This window comes from Flavobacterium sp. W21_SRS_FM6, from assembly GCF_052119645.1.
GTDB lineage: Bacteria > Pseudomonadota > Gammaproteobacteria > Enterobacterales > Alteromonadaceae > Paraglaciecola.
In genome coordinates this window covers 22,587-41,233 of the sequence record NZ_JBGQOM010000013.1, presented here as the reverse complement: position 1 = coordinate 41,233, position 18,647 = coordinate 22,587, and the positions used below count along the sequence as shown (strand labels likewise).

13 protein-coding genes are annotated in these 18,647 nt (G+C 40.8%); 3 read left to right on the top strand and 10 right to left on the bottom strand.

Features of this window, described 5'->3' with window-relative positions:
• The first annotated feature begins 412 nt into the window (after positions 1-412).
• Together ACEN2L_RS18185 and ACEN2L_RS18180 are read left to right on the top strand one after the other, a co-directional pair.
• Complete coding sequence (locus ACEN2L_RS18185) at positions 413-3,115, top strand: TonB-dependent receptor (RefSeq protein ID WP_441745475.1); 2,703 nt, start codon at positions 413-415, stop codon at positions 3,113-3,115.
• 135 nt (positions 3,116-3,250) lie between these two features.
• Positions 3,251-3,805 (top strand): YgjV family protein, encoded by a 555-nt coding sequence (locus ACEN2L_RS18180; protein WP_441745474.1) that lies wholly within the window; start codon positions 3,251-3,253, stop codon positions 3,803-3,805.
• Positions 3,806-3,819: 14 nt separating this feature from the next.
• On the opposite strand, the gene ACEN2L_RS18175 is transcribed toward ACEN2L_RS18180, so the two are convergent.
• Positions 3,820-4,542, bottom strand: a complete 723-nt coding sequence (locus ACEN2L_RS18175; protein ID WP_441745473.1) for a DUF1624 domain-containing protein — start codon at positions 4,540-4,542, stop codon at positions 3,820-3,822.
• Position 4,543: 1 nt separating this feature from the next.
• The gene (locus ACEN2L_RS18170) at positions 4,544-4,792 is read right to left on the bottom strand and encodes a hypothetical protein (RefSeq protein WP_306022292.1); all 249 of its coding nucleotides are present in this window, start codon (positions 4,790-4,792) and stop codon (positions 4,544-4,546) included.
• Positions 4,793-4,929: 137 nt separating this feature from the next.
• Here ACEN2L_RS18170 and fabA point away from each other — a divergent pair, with 137 nt between their 5' ends.
• Positions 4,930-5,448 (top strand): 3-hydroxyacyl-[acyl-carrier-protein] dehydratase FabA, encoded by a 519-nt coding sequence (gene fabA, locus ACEN2L_RS18165; protein WP_306022291.1) that lies wholly within the window; start codon positions 4,930-4,932, stop codon positions 5,446-5,448.
• Positions 5,449-5,489: 41 nt separating this feature from the next.
• Here the strand turns inward: fabA and rmf are convergent, their stop codons facing one another.
• The 8 genes from rmf to ACEN2L_RS18125 all read right to left on the bottom strand — a co-directional run bounded on the left by rmf (position 5,490) and on the right by ACEN2L_RS18125 (position 18,565).
• Positions 5,490-5,666 carry a ribosome modulation factor gene (rmf, locus tag ACEN2L_RS18160; RefSeq protein WP_306022290.1) on the bottom strand — a complete coding sequence of 59 codons (177 nt, stop codon included), beginning with the start codon at positions 5,664-5,666 and terminating at the stop codon, positions 5,490-5,492.
• Between the two features lie 267 nt (positions 5,667-5,933).
• A complete protein-coding gene (locus ACEN2L_RS18155; RefSeq protein ID WP_441745472.1) occupies positions 5,934-7,607 on the bottom strand; it encodes a DUF3466 family protein in 1,674 nt (557 codons plus the stop codon).
• A gap of 27 nt (positions 7,608-7,634) precedes the next feature.
• Complete coding sequence (uup, locus tag ACEN2L_RS18150; protein WP_306022288.1) at positions 7,635-9,554, bottom strand: ATP-binding cassette ATPase Uup; 1,920 nt, start codon at positions 9,552-9,554, stop codon at positions 7,635-7,637.
• Positions 9,551-9,784 carry a glutaredoxin family protein gene (locus ACEN2L_RS18145; protein ID WP_306022287.1) on the bottom strand — a complete coding sequence of 78 codons (234 nt, stop codon included), beginning with the start codon at positions 9,782-9,784 and terminating at the stop codon, positions 9,551-9,553. Before ACEN2L_RS18145 ends, uup begins: the two co-directional genes overlap by 4 nt.
• Before the next feature lie 10 nt (positions 9,785-9,794).
• Positions 9,795-11,897: a bifunctional 23S rRNA (guanine(2069)-N(7))-methyltransferase RlmK/23S rRNA (guanine(2445)-N(2))-methyltransferase RlmL gene (gene rlmKL, locus ACEN2L_RS18140; RefSeq protein ID WP_441745471.1), complete on the bottom strand. Its 2,103-nt coding sequence runs from the start codon at positions 11,895-11,897 to the stop codon at positions 9,795-9,797.
• Positions 11,898-12,008: 111 nt separating this feature from the next.
• On the bottom strand, positions 12,009-12,536 hold the full coding sequence (locus ACEN2L_RS18135) for a cell division protein ZapC domain-containing protein (RefSeq protein ID WP_441745470.1): 528 nt from the start codon (positions 12,534-12,536) through the stop codon (positions 12,009-12,011).
• Positions 12,537-12,656: 120 nt separating this feature from the next.
• The gene (pyrD, locus tag ACEN2L_RS18130) at positions 12,657-13,664 is read right to left on the bottom strand and encodes a quinone-dependent dihydroorotate dehydrogenase (RefSeq protein ID WP_441745469.1); all 1,008 of its coding nucleotides are present in this window, start codon (positions 13,662-13,664) and stop codon (positions 12,657-12,659) included.
• 62 nt (positions 13,665-13,726) lie between these two features.
• The gene (locus ACEN2L_RS18125; protein ID WP_441745468.1) at positions 13,727-18,565 is read right to left on the bottom strand and encodes an NAD-glutamate dehydrogenase; all 4,839 of its coding nucleotides are present in this window, start codon (positions 18,563-18,565) and stop codon (positions 13,727-13,729) included.
• Positions 18,566-18,647: the final 82 nt, after the last annotated feature.

The following is an 18,647-nucleotide window of genomic DNA, read 5'->3' as shown; positions in this document are numbered from 1 at the left end:
TCAAACACTGTGTTTACTTGACACAGCGATTCAAATATGAACATTTTGTTAATAAAAATCAGCAAATATAAATCTTAAGATCATCATCCTGTAACAATTATCATCCTTAAAACATCGAAAAACCTTCAATAACCTGCTGTTTTATATCACTTAGTTGCTTTGAGAAAGCGATGTATATCGTGAATTTAAAAAATAATTGCCACCGGTAGCAGGTGGTAGTAGCATCATTAACGCAATATGTGTGCTTTGTTAACAAGTTGCCAACAAACCAAGAAAATAGACTAATTTTTTATTTCTCATGTTGGTTTACCGACTTGATACCTTTGCAGGTAGGGCAAGCATATATTTGCAGTGAATAATGGATCTCAGATTCAGATGAAGACACATTGACTACACACAACAGGACACGAATATGACCACGAACAAATATTTTGCTAAAAGGCCCCTCGCTATCGCCATGAGCAGTCTATTAATGGGGCTAACAACCTTAAGTTTACACGCTCAAGAAACACCAGCGCCGATTGATGAAACAGAAGTCATTGAAGTTAAGGGCTTCAGAGGTTCATTAAACAAATCACTGTTAACAAAAAGAGCAGCTGTTAATAGTGTTGAATCAATTGCTGCTGAGGATATTGGCAAATTTCCAGATCTCAATATTGCAGAATCTATTCAACGTGTACCTGGTGTTGCTATTTCGAGAGAAGGTGGTGAAGGTCGCCAAATTACGTTACGAGGACTGGGCCCGTCTTTTACACGTACAACATTAAATGGCATGGAAGTCCCCTCAAGTACTGACGGCACCGATTCCGGTGGCGGGGTAAACGGAAGCCGTGCTTTTGACTTTAACGTATTTGCTTCAGAATTGTTTAATAGAGTTGATATTCAAAAAAACCCAACAGCGTCAATGGAAGAAGGCGGAATCGCGGGTACGGTTGACTTATATACCGCAAGACCATTCGATAGCCCTGGACTACATTTAACTGCTACCGCACAAGGTGGTTACAATGATGTCACCACTAAAACCGACCCTCGTTTAGCATTTATGGTAAGCAATACATTTGCCGACGATACAGTGGGTGTATTATTTTCAGTAGCACGTTCCGATAGAACGGTCCGTCAAGAAGGTTTTGGTACCGTGCGTTGGACAACGCCAGCACTTGATGGTGGTGGTATATTCGCAGATACATCTAATACTGTGGTTACCGGCACACCTGATGTGGGTGATTGCCAGTCTGGTGGAGAATCAGTCGATCCTGTCAATTGTTTGTGGACACCTCGCCTGCCCCGTCCGGATTTTTTTGGTAACAAACAAGAACGTCTTGGTTTCACAGGTTCATTTCAATACGCACCAAATGATGACCTTTTAATATCGTTTGATACTCTGCATTCAACTCTTGAAAACACACGCACGATGTACAACTTCTTCGAGATGTTTAGAAGTACATTTGATGAAATTACGCCTACAGCGATAACCGTTCACCCCAATGGCCAACAGGTATTAGCAGGCGCATACAGTGGCGTAAAATCACGTATAGAGAGTCGTTTGCAAGCATCCGAAACTGACTTTAGCCAATATGTATTGACCGGTGAATATCAATTAAATGATAGTTTAACAATCAACGCAATGCTGGGTACTGCTGAGTCAGATGCGCGGTCTGAACAATATCGTTATAACATGACGAATTCTACCGCACATACTTTTAGTTTCGATTTTACAGAGAATGAAAATGCTCCGGTAGTCAATTATGGCTACGACGTAAATGATGCTAGTTTCTACGATTTAAGCGATGGCCGGCTCAGAGCAACAGACGTGCTAAGACAAAATGACACCGCTAAAATCGATGTTATTTACGAGGGTGACGAAGTCACTTTAAAAACCGGTTATGCCTATAACGATCGGACCGTGACATACAGTGAAGAACAAATAAATGGCTTCCCTGATCAAAGCTCTGCGGTAGGTTTTAGTGAACCTATGCCTTTTGACGATTTTGGCAGTGGATTTGACGGTCCTCTTTCGAGCTTTATTGTTGCAGATTTTGATGCCATCGATGCTCAATTACTGAATAAAACATGGACCCCGCGCGGCGCTCAAAGCTGGGAAGTTGAAGAACAAACGGATGCTTTCTACTTAGAGCTAAACTCAGTGTACGATCTTGCCGATATGACGCTGCGCACGAACTTTGGTTTCCGTTACGTAGAGACGCAAACCACCTCCAGTGGCTTTATTCAAAATGACGCTATCACCATTGAAAATGAATACAAAAACTTTTTACCTGCAATGAATTTAGCATTAGAGGTTACTAGAGAACTGACCACTCGCTTGAGTGTGACAAAATCGATGACTCGTCCAAGTTTAGGCTCACTTAACCCCGGCAATCCAAGCTTCTCTTATATAAATGGTACAGTTAGTAGCGGTAACCCTTTCCTTGACCCGTTTACTGCCAACAACGTTGACTTCAGTTTAGAATGGTATTTCAATGAAGAATCTCTATTAGCAGCAACGGTTTTCTACAAAGATATTGAGACCTTTATTATTTCCTCCAGTGAAGAAAAGTTAGTTGATACTGCCTATTTGCCATTTATTGATGCTGATCCACAATACGACCCTCTCATCGCCTTAGATCCTCGCACGGTTGAATATACCCACAATACGCCCATAAATGGTGAAGGCACCTCGGTTCACGGATTTGAATTGATATATCAACAACCTTTTAGTTTCTTACCTGAACCCTTTGATGGTTTTGGTACCGTTGCTAACTATACAAGAGTGTCATCTGGTGAAATCACGGGCTTGTCTAAAAACTCGTACAACTTGACCTTTTATTATGAAAAAGACAACTATGGCGCACGGATTTCTGCAAACAAACGTGATGACTATATCACCAGCTACAGTGGCGGAAATGGCAATGCAGAGGAAGGCACTACTGGGCCAACTCATGTTGATTTATCAGCGTTCTATAACTTTAATGACAACTTAACGTTCACCTTCGAAGTTGTTAATTTAACCGATGAGTATGAGCGTTTATATACAACTGGAGATGGTACTTTAAACTTAATGCGTGAATACAATCATACAGGAACGCAATATTTCTTAGGTGCACGTTACACCCTGTAAAAAACTAGGTTAGTATATTACCTAAACAAAAAGTGCCAGATGCAGAACGTCTGGCACTTTTTTTTGTAGTATTTAGCATCAGATTATTTCTATTAAACGTAAATACCATTTGGTACAACAAATACTGAGAAAACATTGCACAGCCCCACAGTTATTTTTGAAAACCTCTATTTATTATTTTTAAGTCATCCTTTGGCACAAACCATTGGGTTGGTGGCCTTGGTTGTTGGTTTGAGTGCCTTTTTGCAAAAAAGCGATTTTTTATTAAAACGCAATCTCACGATTTATACCCTATTAATGGGCATTCAATTTGTAATGCTGGATTTATGGGCCAGTGCCCTAGCCGCTTGGCTTGGGACGTTTAGAACCTATGTATCGATGCGCTCACGCAACACTGCGGTGATGTGGAGTCTTATCGCTATGGTATTACTATTTGCCCTTCCTACTGTAAGAAGTGTGACAGAGGTTCTGCCTATCATAGGCAACATTCTTGGTACATGGGCGATGTTTAAAGAACAAGGTTTGCGCATGAGAGCACTTATGTTTGTTGGCACACTGTGTTGGGTCAGTCACAACTATTTAGTAGGCTCTATAGGCGGTACCGTTATCGAAGCATTGTTCTTAATAGTCAACGCCAACACAATGTACGGCCTAATTCGGCAAGAAATAAAGGCTTCAAATGATGAGTAATCCCAAGCCCGAGACTATTTGAGTATTTCCACCAAGTAAAACCCAGCGAATAAGAGGGGTTGGTGAATCACATAAATAAGCAAGGAATGGCGCCCTAAAAATGCGATTTTTCGGGTGACATCATTCAAGCTAAGCTCAGGGACTAACTTGAAGTGCATGACAACTGTTCCTAGTAGTACTAGGGCAAACCACGGGGTAAAACTGACTAAATCCACTGTATGTTTTGGAATTCCAAGGTGTACTACACTCCATTGCCAAATAACTTGCATGCTTAGCCAATCGCAAAAATAGCCAACTAGCATCATTACGGCAATAAACACAGATAATACCGGACGACCCAGAAACAAAATGGAAAACGGTAGTGCCAAGGCAATAAAGTGAATAATGCCAAAATACACCCAATGTTTGGGATACATAAAATAGCTGCTCAAAGAAATAAGCAATGCAACTATTAATAATTTACTAAACCCCAATAACAGCTTGCGGATATTGACCCCACCTGCGTACGCTAAAAAACTGCTCATCCCCACAGCTAACAAAAAACAACTGACAATAAGGGCTCTAAAAATGCGCCATTCGAGATCGGTATTAGTGTTGTAGTTAGCATAAGCAAATACGGTCAGGTCATAAGCAAAGTGAAAGATTATCATCAAGATAATGGCTATTCCGCGTAATACATCAACAAAAACACTGCGTTGTGATGGGGCACTAATATGGATGTTGCTTAGCTTCTGCATACTACTTGCTATTGTCTTTTAACCATTCATTGAGCAGTTTGATTTGCCCACACTTATAGGCTGCGTAAGTTATGCGTAACGCATTAGATAGCACTTCACTATCGGTCCAGCCCGTTTTCGCACTGATTTCTTGATAACATTCCATGGCTAAAGGGGTGACATAGCCGCGTACTTGTTTTTTACCTAATTCTTTTTGTTTTAAACGAAATCGCTTTTGTTTTTCTGCATTGGCAGTTAATTTTTTATTCATTTTTTAACCTAAAAATACTTAATTTTCAAAATCTTGTTAATTTATCGTAAAAAAACAAAATATATCACTGTTCAGAGTTGTTTAGCTTACAAGTGTTCGCTAAATTACGCGCTGAATTTATTAAGGCAGTTTATACAATGACAATACAACAAAACAGTTTTACTCGTGACGATCTTTTAAGCTGTAGTCGTGGGGAGTTATTTGGCCCTGGCAATAGTCAACTCCCCGCCCCCAATATGTTAATGATGGATCGTATCACCGAGATATATGAAACCGGTGGTGAGCATGACAAAGGCTACATCGTTGCTGAACTGGATATCAGTGAAGACTTGTGGTTTTTTGATTGTCATTTTCCTGGTGACCCTGTCATGCCTGGATGCTTAGGTCTTGATGCCATGTGGCAATTGGTAGGATTTTTTCTAGGTTGGTGCGGTGGCCCCGGTAAAGGTCGTGCCCTAGGCGTGGGTGAAGTGAAATTCACAGGCCAAATATTACCGACAGCGAAAAAAGTAACGTACCGTATAGACATGAAACGCGTTATTAAACGCAAGTTATTTATGGGTATGGCAGATGGTACTGTTGCGGTTGATGGCCGCGTAATATATCAAGCTAAAGACTTAAAAGTCGGTTTATTCCAAGATACCAGTAATTTTTAAGGTAAAACCGCACAAAATAAAGCCCCTTTACGGGGCTTAACTCAACGAATAATCATTCCAAAACTTCGGTCACCAATGGCCTCTCGCCATCCTCCTAACCACTCAGAGCGCGCTACCGACGCCTGAAAAGGGCATATTTCTTTAGACCGACCTGCAATACCTGCTTGATACCCTTTGGCGTGCGCTCTAGAAAGTTTATCGCGTTTTTGTCTCTTCATTGAGTTTCCTCTCTTCATGTTAGATAGGGTGTGATCGAAAAGACCACGGTATACAGATAGAGTAAGAAGAGGCTAGGTTCAATGGACAAAGAGACTCGAAGCGATTGACAAATATTAACTGCTTGAAAAAAGTCTGGATTTTTACATAAACTAATTTCTTATAAAAATAACTTAATTGAGCTATTTTGGAATAAAACTGCAATAAAAAACCCTAGGGTCTTGAGAGCCTAGGGTTAATCACACAAGCTTGGTCTAGTGCGGTGTAATCTACGATTTAAATTTGAATCTACGCAAACCAAAACCGAATATACCTAATAGCAATAACCAAGCTGAGCCTGCGCCTTGCCTTGGCTTATTAAAATCGTCTACTACTTCACATTGTTCCACGCTGCCTCCATCAATGGGGATTAGCTTCACGGCTACCACAACATCGGTTTCTATTTCAGCACCATCGCTATCAAGCACAACTTCACCTTTAATATTGGTGCGCTTGCCTTTTTTAAGTGCTGTAGCCACAATCTCATTATCGTCGTTGATACCGTTAGCAGCCTGAATTAGATACGCCGAATCACAGGCGAGTAAACTACCGATATCCATGAAGGTATCGTTGTTAGTGTCATATAAAAATGCTTCATTACGTCTAGAATTAATTGACGATTCAATCTCACCATAACCGACTACAAGCCCATTATTATTAATGCTCATAGGGACAGTTGATGAGCCTAAAAAGAAACCAGTAGGATAAGAAGTCACATCAGTATTGATATCATGTACAAACATTTTTCTACGAAATACGCCGTTAATTTGCTTTTGCACAAAACCAACCGCGATATCGTCATTATTAATACCAGTGGCTGTACTACTATAATTATCACTGTCGCTATTAATTGTAAGTATCTGATCATCAATATAAAAAGCAGCTTTTGGGTTTAAATAGGTTCTACCCTTAAAAACCGTGTCGGTAGATACTTCACCAACGGCAATACCATTATCGTTAATTGCTACGGCACTCCCACTAAAGGTGCGAACGTCATCATCTGCTGGCGTATCCAACAAACCTAATGTTTTAGTACTAACAACATTGCCTTGTGCATCCAATTGCCAAATTAAACCTCTACGCTGAGCAAATGAGCCAGGATTGGCGGACAATGAAATACTCAAGGCACGCAAACATGATTCAGCTGGTATATCACCTCGCTCATCATCGTCTAAACAATTATCGACACTTGTTTGAAAGGTTGTTGAACTGATTGCTGTAGTGCCTGTTCCGACAACTTGATTGTTATTGTTAATGTCAAAGGCTTCACTTAAGCCTCCAGCAGTAACATCGGGTGGTAACAACGCCACGACATTATCGTTAACTTGTCCAAATGCTCTTCTGTAAAAGTCATTTAGTACGTAGGTTCTTTCACTCTCATCTTCAAAGGTAAAGGGTAATTGATAAAAACCACCTTGCCCTGCTCCAACAGTATAACCAAAGTCATTAATGGCACGCACAATAGTCGTTGTCGCCCCATCATATTCATCATCTGTAATAGTTTTTAAATCAAATGCAGGTAGCAAAGTTGCTTCGCTATCGGAGCTCACATAGCTTTTACGTTGCGCTATTTGTTGAAAGGTTTGATTCTCACGATTTGCTGTAACAAAGGTATATAACAGCAGATAATCTTCGTCATTTAATTGTCCAGCTTTTGCCGCTTCAATATCCGTTAAATTATCAATCAAAGACTGCAGTTCAAAATTGATCAAAGAAACATCAATAACCGGATTGAAGTTATTCTGTACGTTAACGGTGGCATTACCACTGTTGTTAATATCAGTAGGGAATGTACTTTGCCCTAAGCTACTTGTGGGTAACTCAACCACTTTATATTGAGCACTTTGCGCGGCTAGAGTCATCAATGTGCATGACAATAAGACTGCCAGTCTAGTTTTTTTCATTTAAAATCCTGCTTACTGCTAGTTTTATTATTTGAGCATACTCTCTAACTCATCCCACCTTTCAAAACACTGGTTCAAGTCATCTTCAACTTGCGTCAGTTGGGCTAGGGTCTGAGCTGAACTTGCTGCTTCTTGTTTAAAAAATTCGGGGTCATTGACCGTTAGTTGCAAGGTCGCAAGTTGCTTTTCAAGTGAATCAATTTTTGCGGGTAAAGATTCTAATTCAAGTTGCAACTTGTACGACAGCTTTTTGCCGTTAGAATTTGCTTTAGTCGTTTTAGGACTATCACTGTTGTTATTAGTTGCACTTTGCGCCACTTTTTTTACTGACTTTTGGGTTTGGCTTGCTTGCTGTGCATACCATTGATAAATGTCAGTGCAACCGCCTACAAAATCTCTTATCTCGCCATTACCTTCGAAAAACAGGCTACTGGTTGCAACATTATCAACAAATTCCCTATCGTGGCTAACTAAAATAACCGTGCCAGGATAGCTTGATAGTGTATCTTCCAATAACTCCAATGTCTCAACATCTAAATCATTGGTTGGCTCATCCAGTATTAACAGGTTACTGGGTTTGAGCATTAATTTAGCCAATAACAAGCGGTTTTTTTCACCGCCTGACAAAGACTTTACCGGTGAGTTAACCCGTTCAGGAATAAATAAATAATCTTGTAAATAGCTCATCACGTGTTTAGTGCGGCCATTTACCGTCACTTCTCGTTTACCATCAGCAATTGCATCGATAACACGCTGTTCGCCATCAAGTTGCTCACGGTGCTGATCAAAATAAGCAACCTCAATATTAGCCCCTCGTTTCACCTCGCCACTACCGGCGTGCAAGCTGCCAAGCAGTAACTTAATTAAGGTACTTTTACCACACCCATTAGGGCCAACAAGCGCTAACTTTTCACCGCGTAATACAGTGGTGGTTAATGACTTAACAATAAGCTTATCTTCGATTTGATAAAACAATTCATCAGTCTCAAATACAATTTTGCCAGAGCTTTTAGATTCGCTCACACTCACAACCGCTTTACCCTGGCGGTTAGCGCGCTGGGAACGTTCTTCACGTAGAGCCTTTAGCGCCCTTACTCTACCCTCGTTGCGGGTACGTCTGGCCTTAACGCCTTGCCGTATCCAGGTTTCTTCAATACTCAGCTTTTTATCAAACAGCGCATTTTGGCTTTCTTCAACTTCAAGATCATTGGCTTTTTGCACCAGGTAGGCATCATAATCACCAGGATAACTCACTAAACTGCCACGATCTAAATCAATAATACGTGTGGCTACTTTACGGATAAATGCCCTATCGTGACTGACAAAAACCACAGCGCCATTATAACTTTTGACGGCTTCTTCTAACCATTGGATCATAGTAATATCCAAATGGTTAGTAGGTTCGTCTAATAACAAAATATCTGGATCACAGGCCATCGCTTTAGCAAGGGCTGCCTTACGTCGCCAACCACCCGATAAACTGCTTAGCTGCATTGTAGGGTCTAGTTTAAGGCTGGTTAGCACTTGTTGAATACGCTGCTCAAGTTGCCAGGCATTGTGGTGATCTAACTCGTGTTGCAGACGCTCTAACTTGTTTAAATTTGCTTCACTTGGATCGTCGGTAACGACTTCAATTTGATGAAAATACGCTTTTAAATATTCCCCTGCTTCAGCTAAGCCCTCTGCCACATAATCAAACAAACTGCATTCTACACTTTGCGGGGGATCTTGTGGCAAACGAGAGATTTTTACATCTGAATTAACCATACGCTGGCCGTCATCCAATGTAACTTCACCGGCGATGACTTTTAGTAAGGTTGATTTACCGCTGCCGTTGCGGCCCACTAAACATAAGCGCTCACCAGGTTGAATAACTAATTCAATACCATTTAATAAAGGGGGATGGCCAAGAATAATACTGGCATTTTTTAACTGTAATAAACTCAAGATACAAACTCTGTTAATTGTGATAATTCAAAAGGCCATGCTAATTCTTGCTGTGTCGTTGTATCGACTAAAACCGGAATTCTTGCGCCATACAAATGATAAATGTGTGGATCTGATTTAACGTCAATTTTCTTAATTTGGCTGCTTTCGACGTTCGTTTGAGCTAATAAAGCCTGCGCGTCGTCACACAAGCAACATTGCTGCCCAGAATACAATATAAATTTTGCCATAAATCTTTGCTTAACTTTCCTTGGTAAACAACCAGCAATGGTGGATTTTAGGATTACGTTGAAAATCTTCAGGGATCGTTTGCTTAGTGATATCACTCACTTTTAAGCCCAGCGCACTAACAGCCTCTTCGTCCAATTTAAATTGTCGCAGATTATTCGAAAAGAAAATGTTACCGTTTGTATTCAAACAAGTCACCGCATCCTTAATTAAATTCAAGTAATCCCGTTGCACATCCCAAGTGCTTTCCATGCGTTTAGAATTAGAAAACGAAGGTGGGTCAATAAAAATAAGGTCATACTTTTGTTTATGTTGGCTCAACCATGTTAGGCAATCGGCCTGCTCAAATTGGTAGGCTCCTTTTAATTTATTTAGTTGAAAGTTTTCTTTGGCCCACTCAATGTAAGTGTTAGACATATCAACGGTAGTTACCGACTTTGCTCCACCCAGCGCAGCGTGTACAGATACGCTACCCGTATAAGCAAATAAATTAAGTACATCCTTGCCTTTCGACTTTTGTTGCACCAACTGGCGGGTAATACGGTGATCTAAAAACAATCCGGTATCTAAGTAATCTTTTAAGTTGACCTTAAATTGTGCGCCATTTTCATATACATCGATGGTTTGACGAGTTTGCGCGACTTTTTGATATTGATTTTTGCCTTTTTGCTGTTCTCTTACCTTCAACATAATATGGTCAGGCTTTATTTGAGTAACCTGTGGTAGAGCTGCGACGATCTCATGTAAACGGCGTTTAGCCACATGTTCTGGTACATTTTTAGGTGCAGCATACTCTTGCACCACAAGCCAATCTGCGTAGCAATCAATCGCCACATTATATTCTGGTAAGTCGGCATCATATAAACGATAACAATTGGTATTTTGTGACTTAAGCCACTTTTTAGACCGTGCTAAGTTTTTGCCTAGTCGATTAACAAAATCATTTTGAATCAACTTAACTTCGCGCTCTTGGCAATTCTGCTCGTCTAATACATAGTTAACTAATTGGCATTCTAATTTGCCATTCATCAACTGGTATTCTTTTTTAGCGTTGAGCTTCATTTGACGCAATAAATCACGATTCGAAGTGAGCAGTGACATTTGCCAATTCAGGAAATGTGCTTTTAACCATGCGCCCCACTGCTGAAATAAGGGAAACAATTGTGCCGTGTCACCTAAACGCTCGCCGTAAGGTGGATTACTTACAATATAGCCTGGCGCTGCATCCGTTATTTTAAAATGTCTCACGTCTTGATGGCTAAATTGAATAAAATCATATACCTGCGCATTGTGAGCATTTTCTTTTGCTAAGGCCAGCACACCCATATCTATATCGTTTGCATAAATCATATGAGCAGGTGCAATTACCGCTTGCTCTGCAGATATTAACAATGCTTGCCAAATCGACGCTTGGTGTTGTTTCCAATGAGTGAAACCCCACACTTCTCGTTTCAATCCTGGGGCGATGTTAGCCGCCATTAATGCCGCTTCAATGACGATTGTGCCTGCACCGCACATAGGGTCAATCAGCGGAACTTGTTGATTTTTAGTCCATCCACTGCGGATAAGCATGGCACAAGCAATGTGCTCTTTCACAGGGGCAAGGCCTGTTTTGCTGCGGTAATGTCGTTGGTGCAAACTGCGACCAGATAAATCTAAATAAACGGTTAATTTATCTCGCCATAAGCGTGCATGGATACGAATATCAGGTGCAATCTTACTGACCGAAGGACGTTCATCGAAAAAGGTAGCAAACTGATCAACGATAGCGTCTTTAATTTTTAAAGCACCAAATTGGGTATTATTGATTTGCTGATTGGTACCATTAAAGTCAACCACAAAGGTATTGTTAGTCGAAAATTGAGTTGGCCAGTTAACTTGATCGGCTATCTGGTAAAGATCGTCCGCTTGTTTCACGTCACCTTCACTCAACTTAAGCAATACACGATTAGCTAAACGCGACCATAAACAGACTTTGTAAGCGTCTTCGATACCCGCAAACATAAGCACCTGCCCTGGCTTAGATTTTAACTGGCTGTCTGGACAAATCGCTGACAACTCTTCCAATAAAAGCTCATCAAGCCCTTTCGCTGCGGTTATTAAAAACTCAAACATTAATGCTACCTAAGAAATAAATCGGGCGAGATTATACGGTAATTGACGGCTTAACGCATATTTAATAGTAGATAAAAATCGTTTATTTTTGAAAACACAGTGGTTTACTGCTTACGCAGATTGGGAAAAGTGTTTAGTTTGCTCGATATAAGGAATTAACCTATTTTTCATGACTTTAATTAACTCAAATTGCCTAAGTTGTTTATTTGCATGCAACATCAAATGCGGTGATACCACCATGCAAGTGGCTACCTCAAGAGTTTGTTCGAGTATTAATACGGTTCCCTTGCCTGCGTCATTTTCTAAGCTAGCTAACTGACGAATAGAGCCAGCGTTATTCTGATGTGCAAAATACCAACTGCGTAAGGTAATGGGTTTATGAAACGCCAAGGCAGCAGTGGCATTTATTAATATCTGAGTAAGTTGTGCGCCGTTGACTTTAAGATGACTACTTTGTAACTGCTCAGCTAGGCGTACATATCGCTCTGTATCAATCAAGCTAAAGCCTTGCTTGCAATTGGGTGTATTCAACAAGCAGCGCAGGTTAAACGCAGTTTTAAATTGCAAGTTTTTATGCAAAGACAGCATCAAGTGTTGATTGTCACAGTACCAATACCATCGAGTTGTGGGCTGTAACATCAGAGATAAGCTCGCTAAGTTAAAGAAAAGGGATGGCTCAAGCTACCATAGCCGGCATCTTAAAATAACATCCCTGTTAATAATAATTTCGTCTATTTTAATTTGATCTTTTGTCGATCATTATAAGCTATCTACGATCTCTTTGATCACCTTGGGCCCTTGATAGATCAGTGATGAATAAAGTTGGATCAAAGACGATCCGCAGGCTAATCTGGCCTGCGCAGACCTCGCATCATGAATCCCCCCCACACCTATCATTGGAATAGCACCAGCTAATGCGCGGGCTAATTTAGCCGCTACGTCTTGGCTTTTACTGCATAGTACTGCACCACTGAGACCACCTGCTTGTTCAGCATGCTCTTGTCCTGCAACCTCATCTCTATCTAAAGTAGTATTGGTGGCAATGACGCCATCGATCCCTGCGCTGATCAGCGCCTTAGCCATATTCTCAATTTCAGCGTCACTGAGATCGGGTGCGATCTTAACCAGGATCGGGGTGTACTTATTATGCTTTTCTTTTAAGTTATTTTGCTCGGTTTTTAAGCCGCTTAATAAATCATTTAGCGCACTGCCATGTTGCAAGTTACGCAGACCTGGAGTGTTAGGTGAAGAAATATTTATCGTGACATAACTGGCGATGTCATAAACCTTTTGTAAACAATGCACATAATCGCTTAATGCATCTTCTTCAGGCGTATCTTTATTCTTACCTATATTGATACCCAGCACACCGGTGTAACGAGAGGCCTGCACATTCGCCACGAGGTTATCAACCCCTTTATTATTAAAGCCCATACGATTAATGATGGCCTGCCCTTTTGGTAAACGAAACATACGAGGTTTTTCGTTGCCCGCTTGGGCTCTTGGTGTAACCGTACCAATTTCTATATAACCAAAACCCATAGCGGCAAAGGCGTCAATACATTCACCATTCTTATCTAAACCAGCTGCAAGACCTACTGGATTCTTAAAATGTAAACCCAAAAGCTCAACTGGTTTATCTTGAATCTGCTGGCTATAGACTTTTGATAATACGGTATTTTGACTGCGCTTGAGCCACTGAATGGTAAAATCGTGACTCCATTCTGCGTCTTGGGTAAATAAAACCTTTTGAATAAATGAATACATTACTTTCTCTTTACGTAAAAAAAAGCCCCGGCATGACCAGGGCTTTACTTGCTATGTGTAGTTTAACCGTTAGCGTTAATACTGAGCAACATTAGCTCGCGTAAGGCGACGGAAAACTTCGCAAATTCATGGGTGCTACTGGTTTTGAATTCAGACATCATATGATACCAACGATCCAATAATGTTTGATTGTTTTCCATCCATTTTTCCAGAATTTCTTCTGCATTACTGCTAGTCGGTGAAGAATTAAGCAAAACAGTGGTCAAAGCCCGTTGTTGCCAGTCTAGTTCTTCACGATAAGAAGCGCGTGCTAAAGCTTGCCAATGGTTGTTCACTGGCTGATTGTTAATTTGCTCTAAGAACCAATGTACTTCTAATTTTGAACCCAATTTAAAATACAGATTAGCCACTAGTTGAATATCGCGTTTTTCTGCTTCAGCTACCTGCGCAATATCTAAACAAGGGAACATATTACTTAAGCTAGCGACCCGATACGCGATTTTTTCAGGAACACCTGCTTTGCCATAGACTAATAGCGTATTTTCCAGTTGTTTATATTCATCTACCACCAAATAATTTTGAATATTGGCAAACAAGTCTTGGTAAGTCGCTTCATAGCATTTAATTGCCTCTTCGATGCTGAGTGACTTATTACCGTGGCGTAAATACCAGCGAGCCGCTCGGCGTAACGTCCGGCGCATTCCCTCAAGCATAGTGAGCTGTATTTGCGCATCAATACTGGCATCAAGAGTTTCGATGTCTCTCCATAAATTGTCTAAACCAAATATGCCTTTAACGATCACATAAGCATTAGCTATTTCATCAACACTGGCACCGGTTTCTTCTTGAATTCTGAAAACAAAATTCATCCCCATGTCATTAATGATGTTGTTGGTTAACTTAGTGGCAATGATTTCTGCACGCAGCGGATGCTGTTCCATCTGCGATGCAAATTTTTCTTGTAGCACTTTTGGGAAGGCTTCGATAAGTAGCTTACCGTGATACGGATTGTCGGTAATCGACGGGATGTTGAATTTCTCCTTCAACACCATTTTTCCATAAGCTAACATAACTGATAACTCAGGTCGGGTTAATCCCATTGACTTCGCTAAACGGTCAGAGATCTCATCGTCAGAAGGAATAAATTCAAGCTCTCTGTTTAAATAACCTTCTCTCTCTAAGCCATGAATAAAGCGCAATTGTTCTTTTAATTGACTGACTCCACCCAAATGTGAAATTGAAATAGATTGCGTTTGGCGGTAACAGTCTTGAATGACTAATTCGCCCACATCGTCAGTCATTGAGTACAGTAAATTATTGCGTTGCTTGTGAGTTAAATCGCCAGCATTAACTAGGGCGTTTAATAAAATTTTGATGTTAACTTCATTATCAGAGCAATCCACACCACCCACGTTATCTATAAAGTCAGTATTCACGCGCCCACCGTGCATGGCGTACTCGATACGACCTAACTGGGTCATACCTAAATTACCCCCTTCACCGATAATCTTCGCTTTTACATCTTTACCGTTAACACGTAAGTCGTCGTTTGCTCTATCTCCCACATCCGAGCTGGTTTCTTTTGTGCTCTTAACGTAAGTGCCAATTCCACCATTCCAAATTAAATCCACCGGCATTTTGAGAACATTGTGAATGAGCTCATTTGGTGTCATGGTGAGTTGTTTGGTGCCCAACCATTTACGCATTTCAACACTAAGTTTGATTGATTTACTTGAGCGAGAAAACACATCGCCGCCCTTTGAGATAATTGAACGGTCGTAGTCATCCCAACTCAAAGACGGGTTTTCAAATAATCGTTGGCGTTCTTGATAGCTGGCCGCAACATTAGGCTCAGGATCAAAAAAGATATGGAGATGGTTAAACGCACATATCAGTCTGGTGTGTTTGGATAACAACATACCATTACCGAATACGTCACCGGCCATATCACCTATTCCAACTGCACTAAATTCAGTAGTTTGACAATCTACCCCAGTTTCACGGAAGTGACGTTTAACAGATTCCCATGCACCTTTGGCAGTTATACCCATTTTTTTGTGGTCATAGCCAATACTGCCACCAGAGGCAAACGCATCACCTAACCAAAAACCAAATTCTTGCGATATGCCGTTGGCGATATCTGAAAATGTAGCGGTGCCTTTATCGGCGGCCACAACTAAGTAGGGGTCATCTTCATCCAGACGCACGACATCTTTTGGATGCACTACTTTTCCATCAACGATATTGTCAGTGATGTCTAATAAACTGCGGATAAAAATCTTATAACAAGCTTGTCCTTCAGCAATAAATGCAGCGCGGCCTTGATTAACAGGTAGGTTTTTACATACAAAACCCCCTTTAGCGCCAACAGGCACAATAACGGTGTTTTTTACTTGCTGAGCTTTAACTAAGCCCAGTATTTCTGTACGAAAATCTTCTTGTCTGTCAGACCAGCGCAAACCACCCCGCGCAACTTTACCACCGCGTAAATGCACCCCTTCTATACGAGGCGAATAAACAAATATTTCAAACTTAGGACGCGGTAAGGGCATTTCAGGAATGAGGTCTGGTAGCATCTTGATTGATACATAAGACTTTTCTTGACCGTGCTCATCATATTGGTAAAAGTTGGTACGCAAAGTTGCCAAAATTAAATCTAAATAGCGACGAATGATTCTGTCATCATCCAGGTTTGATACCGTATCTATTTGTTCTTTTAAAACCACTAACAACGCATCAACTTTTTTTGCCGATTGTTTGGTTTTAGGGTTGTAGCGCAAGTCAAATAACTTGACCAATTGCTTAGCGATTTCAGGATAATTGGCTAAGGTATTGGCAATATAATCACGACTAAACGAACTACCGATTTGACGCATGTATTTAGCATAGGCGCGCAAAATGGTCACATTTCTGCCAGTGAGGCCAGCACCAAGCACTAAACGGTTAAAGGGATCATCTTCTAACTTTGCATACCACACTTGCGAAAACGCATCTTGAAACAAACTCTGTGCTTGCTCGAGATCCATGTCGTTACTGGTATTGTGCAACATGGAAAAATCCATGATCCAGTTAATTTCACCGTTACCGCAATCCACTTTAAAGGGACTTTCATCAATAACGCGCAAACCGAAATTTTCTAACATCGGCAGTACTGCTGAAAGATGAATGGGTTCGTTTTTATGAAAGAGTTTTAACTTAACGATTTTGCTATCGGGGCCTTCTTCTTGTGGCCGATAAAATAGCATGTCTAAAGTTTGTTCAGCGTTTAACTGCTCTAACTTATCCATATCAACCAAAGCTGCGCTCGGTAAATTGTATTCTTTATAGCTTCTTGAAAACGCATTAACGTATTTTTTCTCTAGCGCTTTGCCTTGTGCTTCACCATGTTTATTGCGAATGGTGGTGAGTAAGCGATCTTCCCAACTCTTTGTCAGCTCAATGATATTTTTTTCAATCTCTTTCACATTAAACTCCGAGTTATTGTTTTTAACACGCGCAATATAGTGGGTACGAGCATAAACCGATTCAGAGAAATACGTGGTAAATTCAACCTCTTCGTGGCTTCCAAATGACTTTTTCAATAACTCTTGGGTATCTTTGCGCAGCTGTGTGTTGTAGCGCTCGCGCGGCACATACACCATACACGAGACAAAACGACCGAACTGATCTTTGCGGATAAACAAGCGAGAAATACCTCGCTCTTGCATTTGAAAAATACCCAAAGCAATTTGTGCCAGCTCTTCAACCGTACCCTGAATCAATTCATCTCTTGGGTAGGTTTCAATGATATTTAAAAAAGCTTTTTGCCCATGAGAACCAGGCTCGAAGCCCGATAAGGTGCATATAGCATTAATTTTTTCCTGTAAAACAGGTAATTGAGTCGCACTACTGTTATAAAACGCCGCCGAATACAAACCGATAAAACGGTCTTCACCGACGACATTACCTTGCTCATCAAACTGTTTAATACCGATGTAATCCATGTATGCAGGTCTGTGTACCCTTGAACGTGAATTGGTTTTAGTTAGCATTAATGGATTTTTACTCAAGGCTTCGGTTCGGGCCGAGTCTGGAATATTTGACAATACGCGTTCACGTTCGCTCTTAGAGTTTTTCATCAACCCAAGGCTAGAATCGTTATCTGCCACCCAGCGGTGGTCGCCTTTAATGGGTTTTGCATTGTAATGACGATAGCCCATTAAGGTAAAATTATGATCGTACAACCAGTTTAAAAACTTGATGGTTTGTGTTTTTGCTTTGTCATCTTGCGGAAAAGGACGACTTGGAAACTCACTAATTATCGCCGCTAAACGATCACGCATGGCCTGCCAATCGTGCACCGCTATAGAGACTTCATCGACCACAGATAATAATTCAGCGTTCACTTTTTCCAGTTCTTTTTTACTGGTTTGGCGGTCAACTTCAATCAGGAAAACCGTTTGTTTGACTAAGCCTTCTTTGCTGCCTTGTGCATTATCAAAGGATACAAATTTGTGCTGACTATCTCGGATGACTTTAATGGGCGTATGCAACAACAAGTGTGCCGTAATGCCCATACGGTTTAAGGCCATTCTGACAGAATCAACTAAAAAAGGACTATCAGGCACAATAATTTCAATAATCGTATGGGTAGATTGCCACCCGTGTTTTGCTATCTCGGGGTTAAAAACGCGGATAAAAGGCTTATTAGCAGCGTAGTCGTAAAATTCATTCCACAAGCTCAAGGTTGCGCCGTACAAATCGCTATCGCTGCGATTTTCAAGATCGTCTTTTGATATATTTTTAAACAGGATTTTAGAAAATTGAACGACACGTTCTACTTGGGATTCATCGAGTTTTTTTTGGATAAGTTTGTATACATTTTCGAGTAAAACGGAATGCTGGTTATTAGTAACCGTCATGTGCTTACCTTTTCGTTAGCTGGCTATTCATGTTGTAGGGTAAATTCGTCAAATATGAATGTTATATTTGACTCTTTTAGAC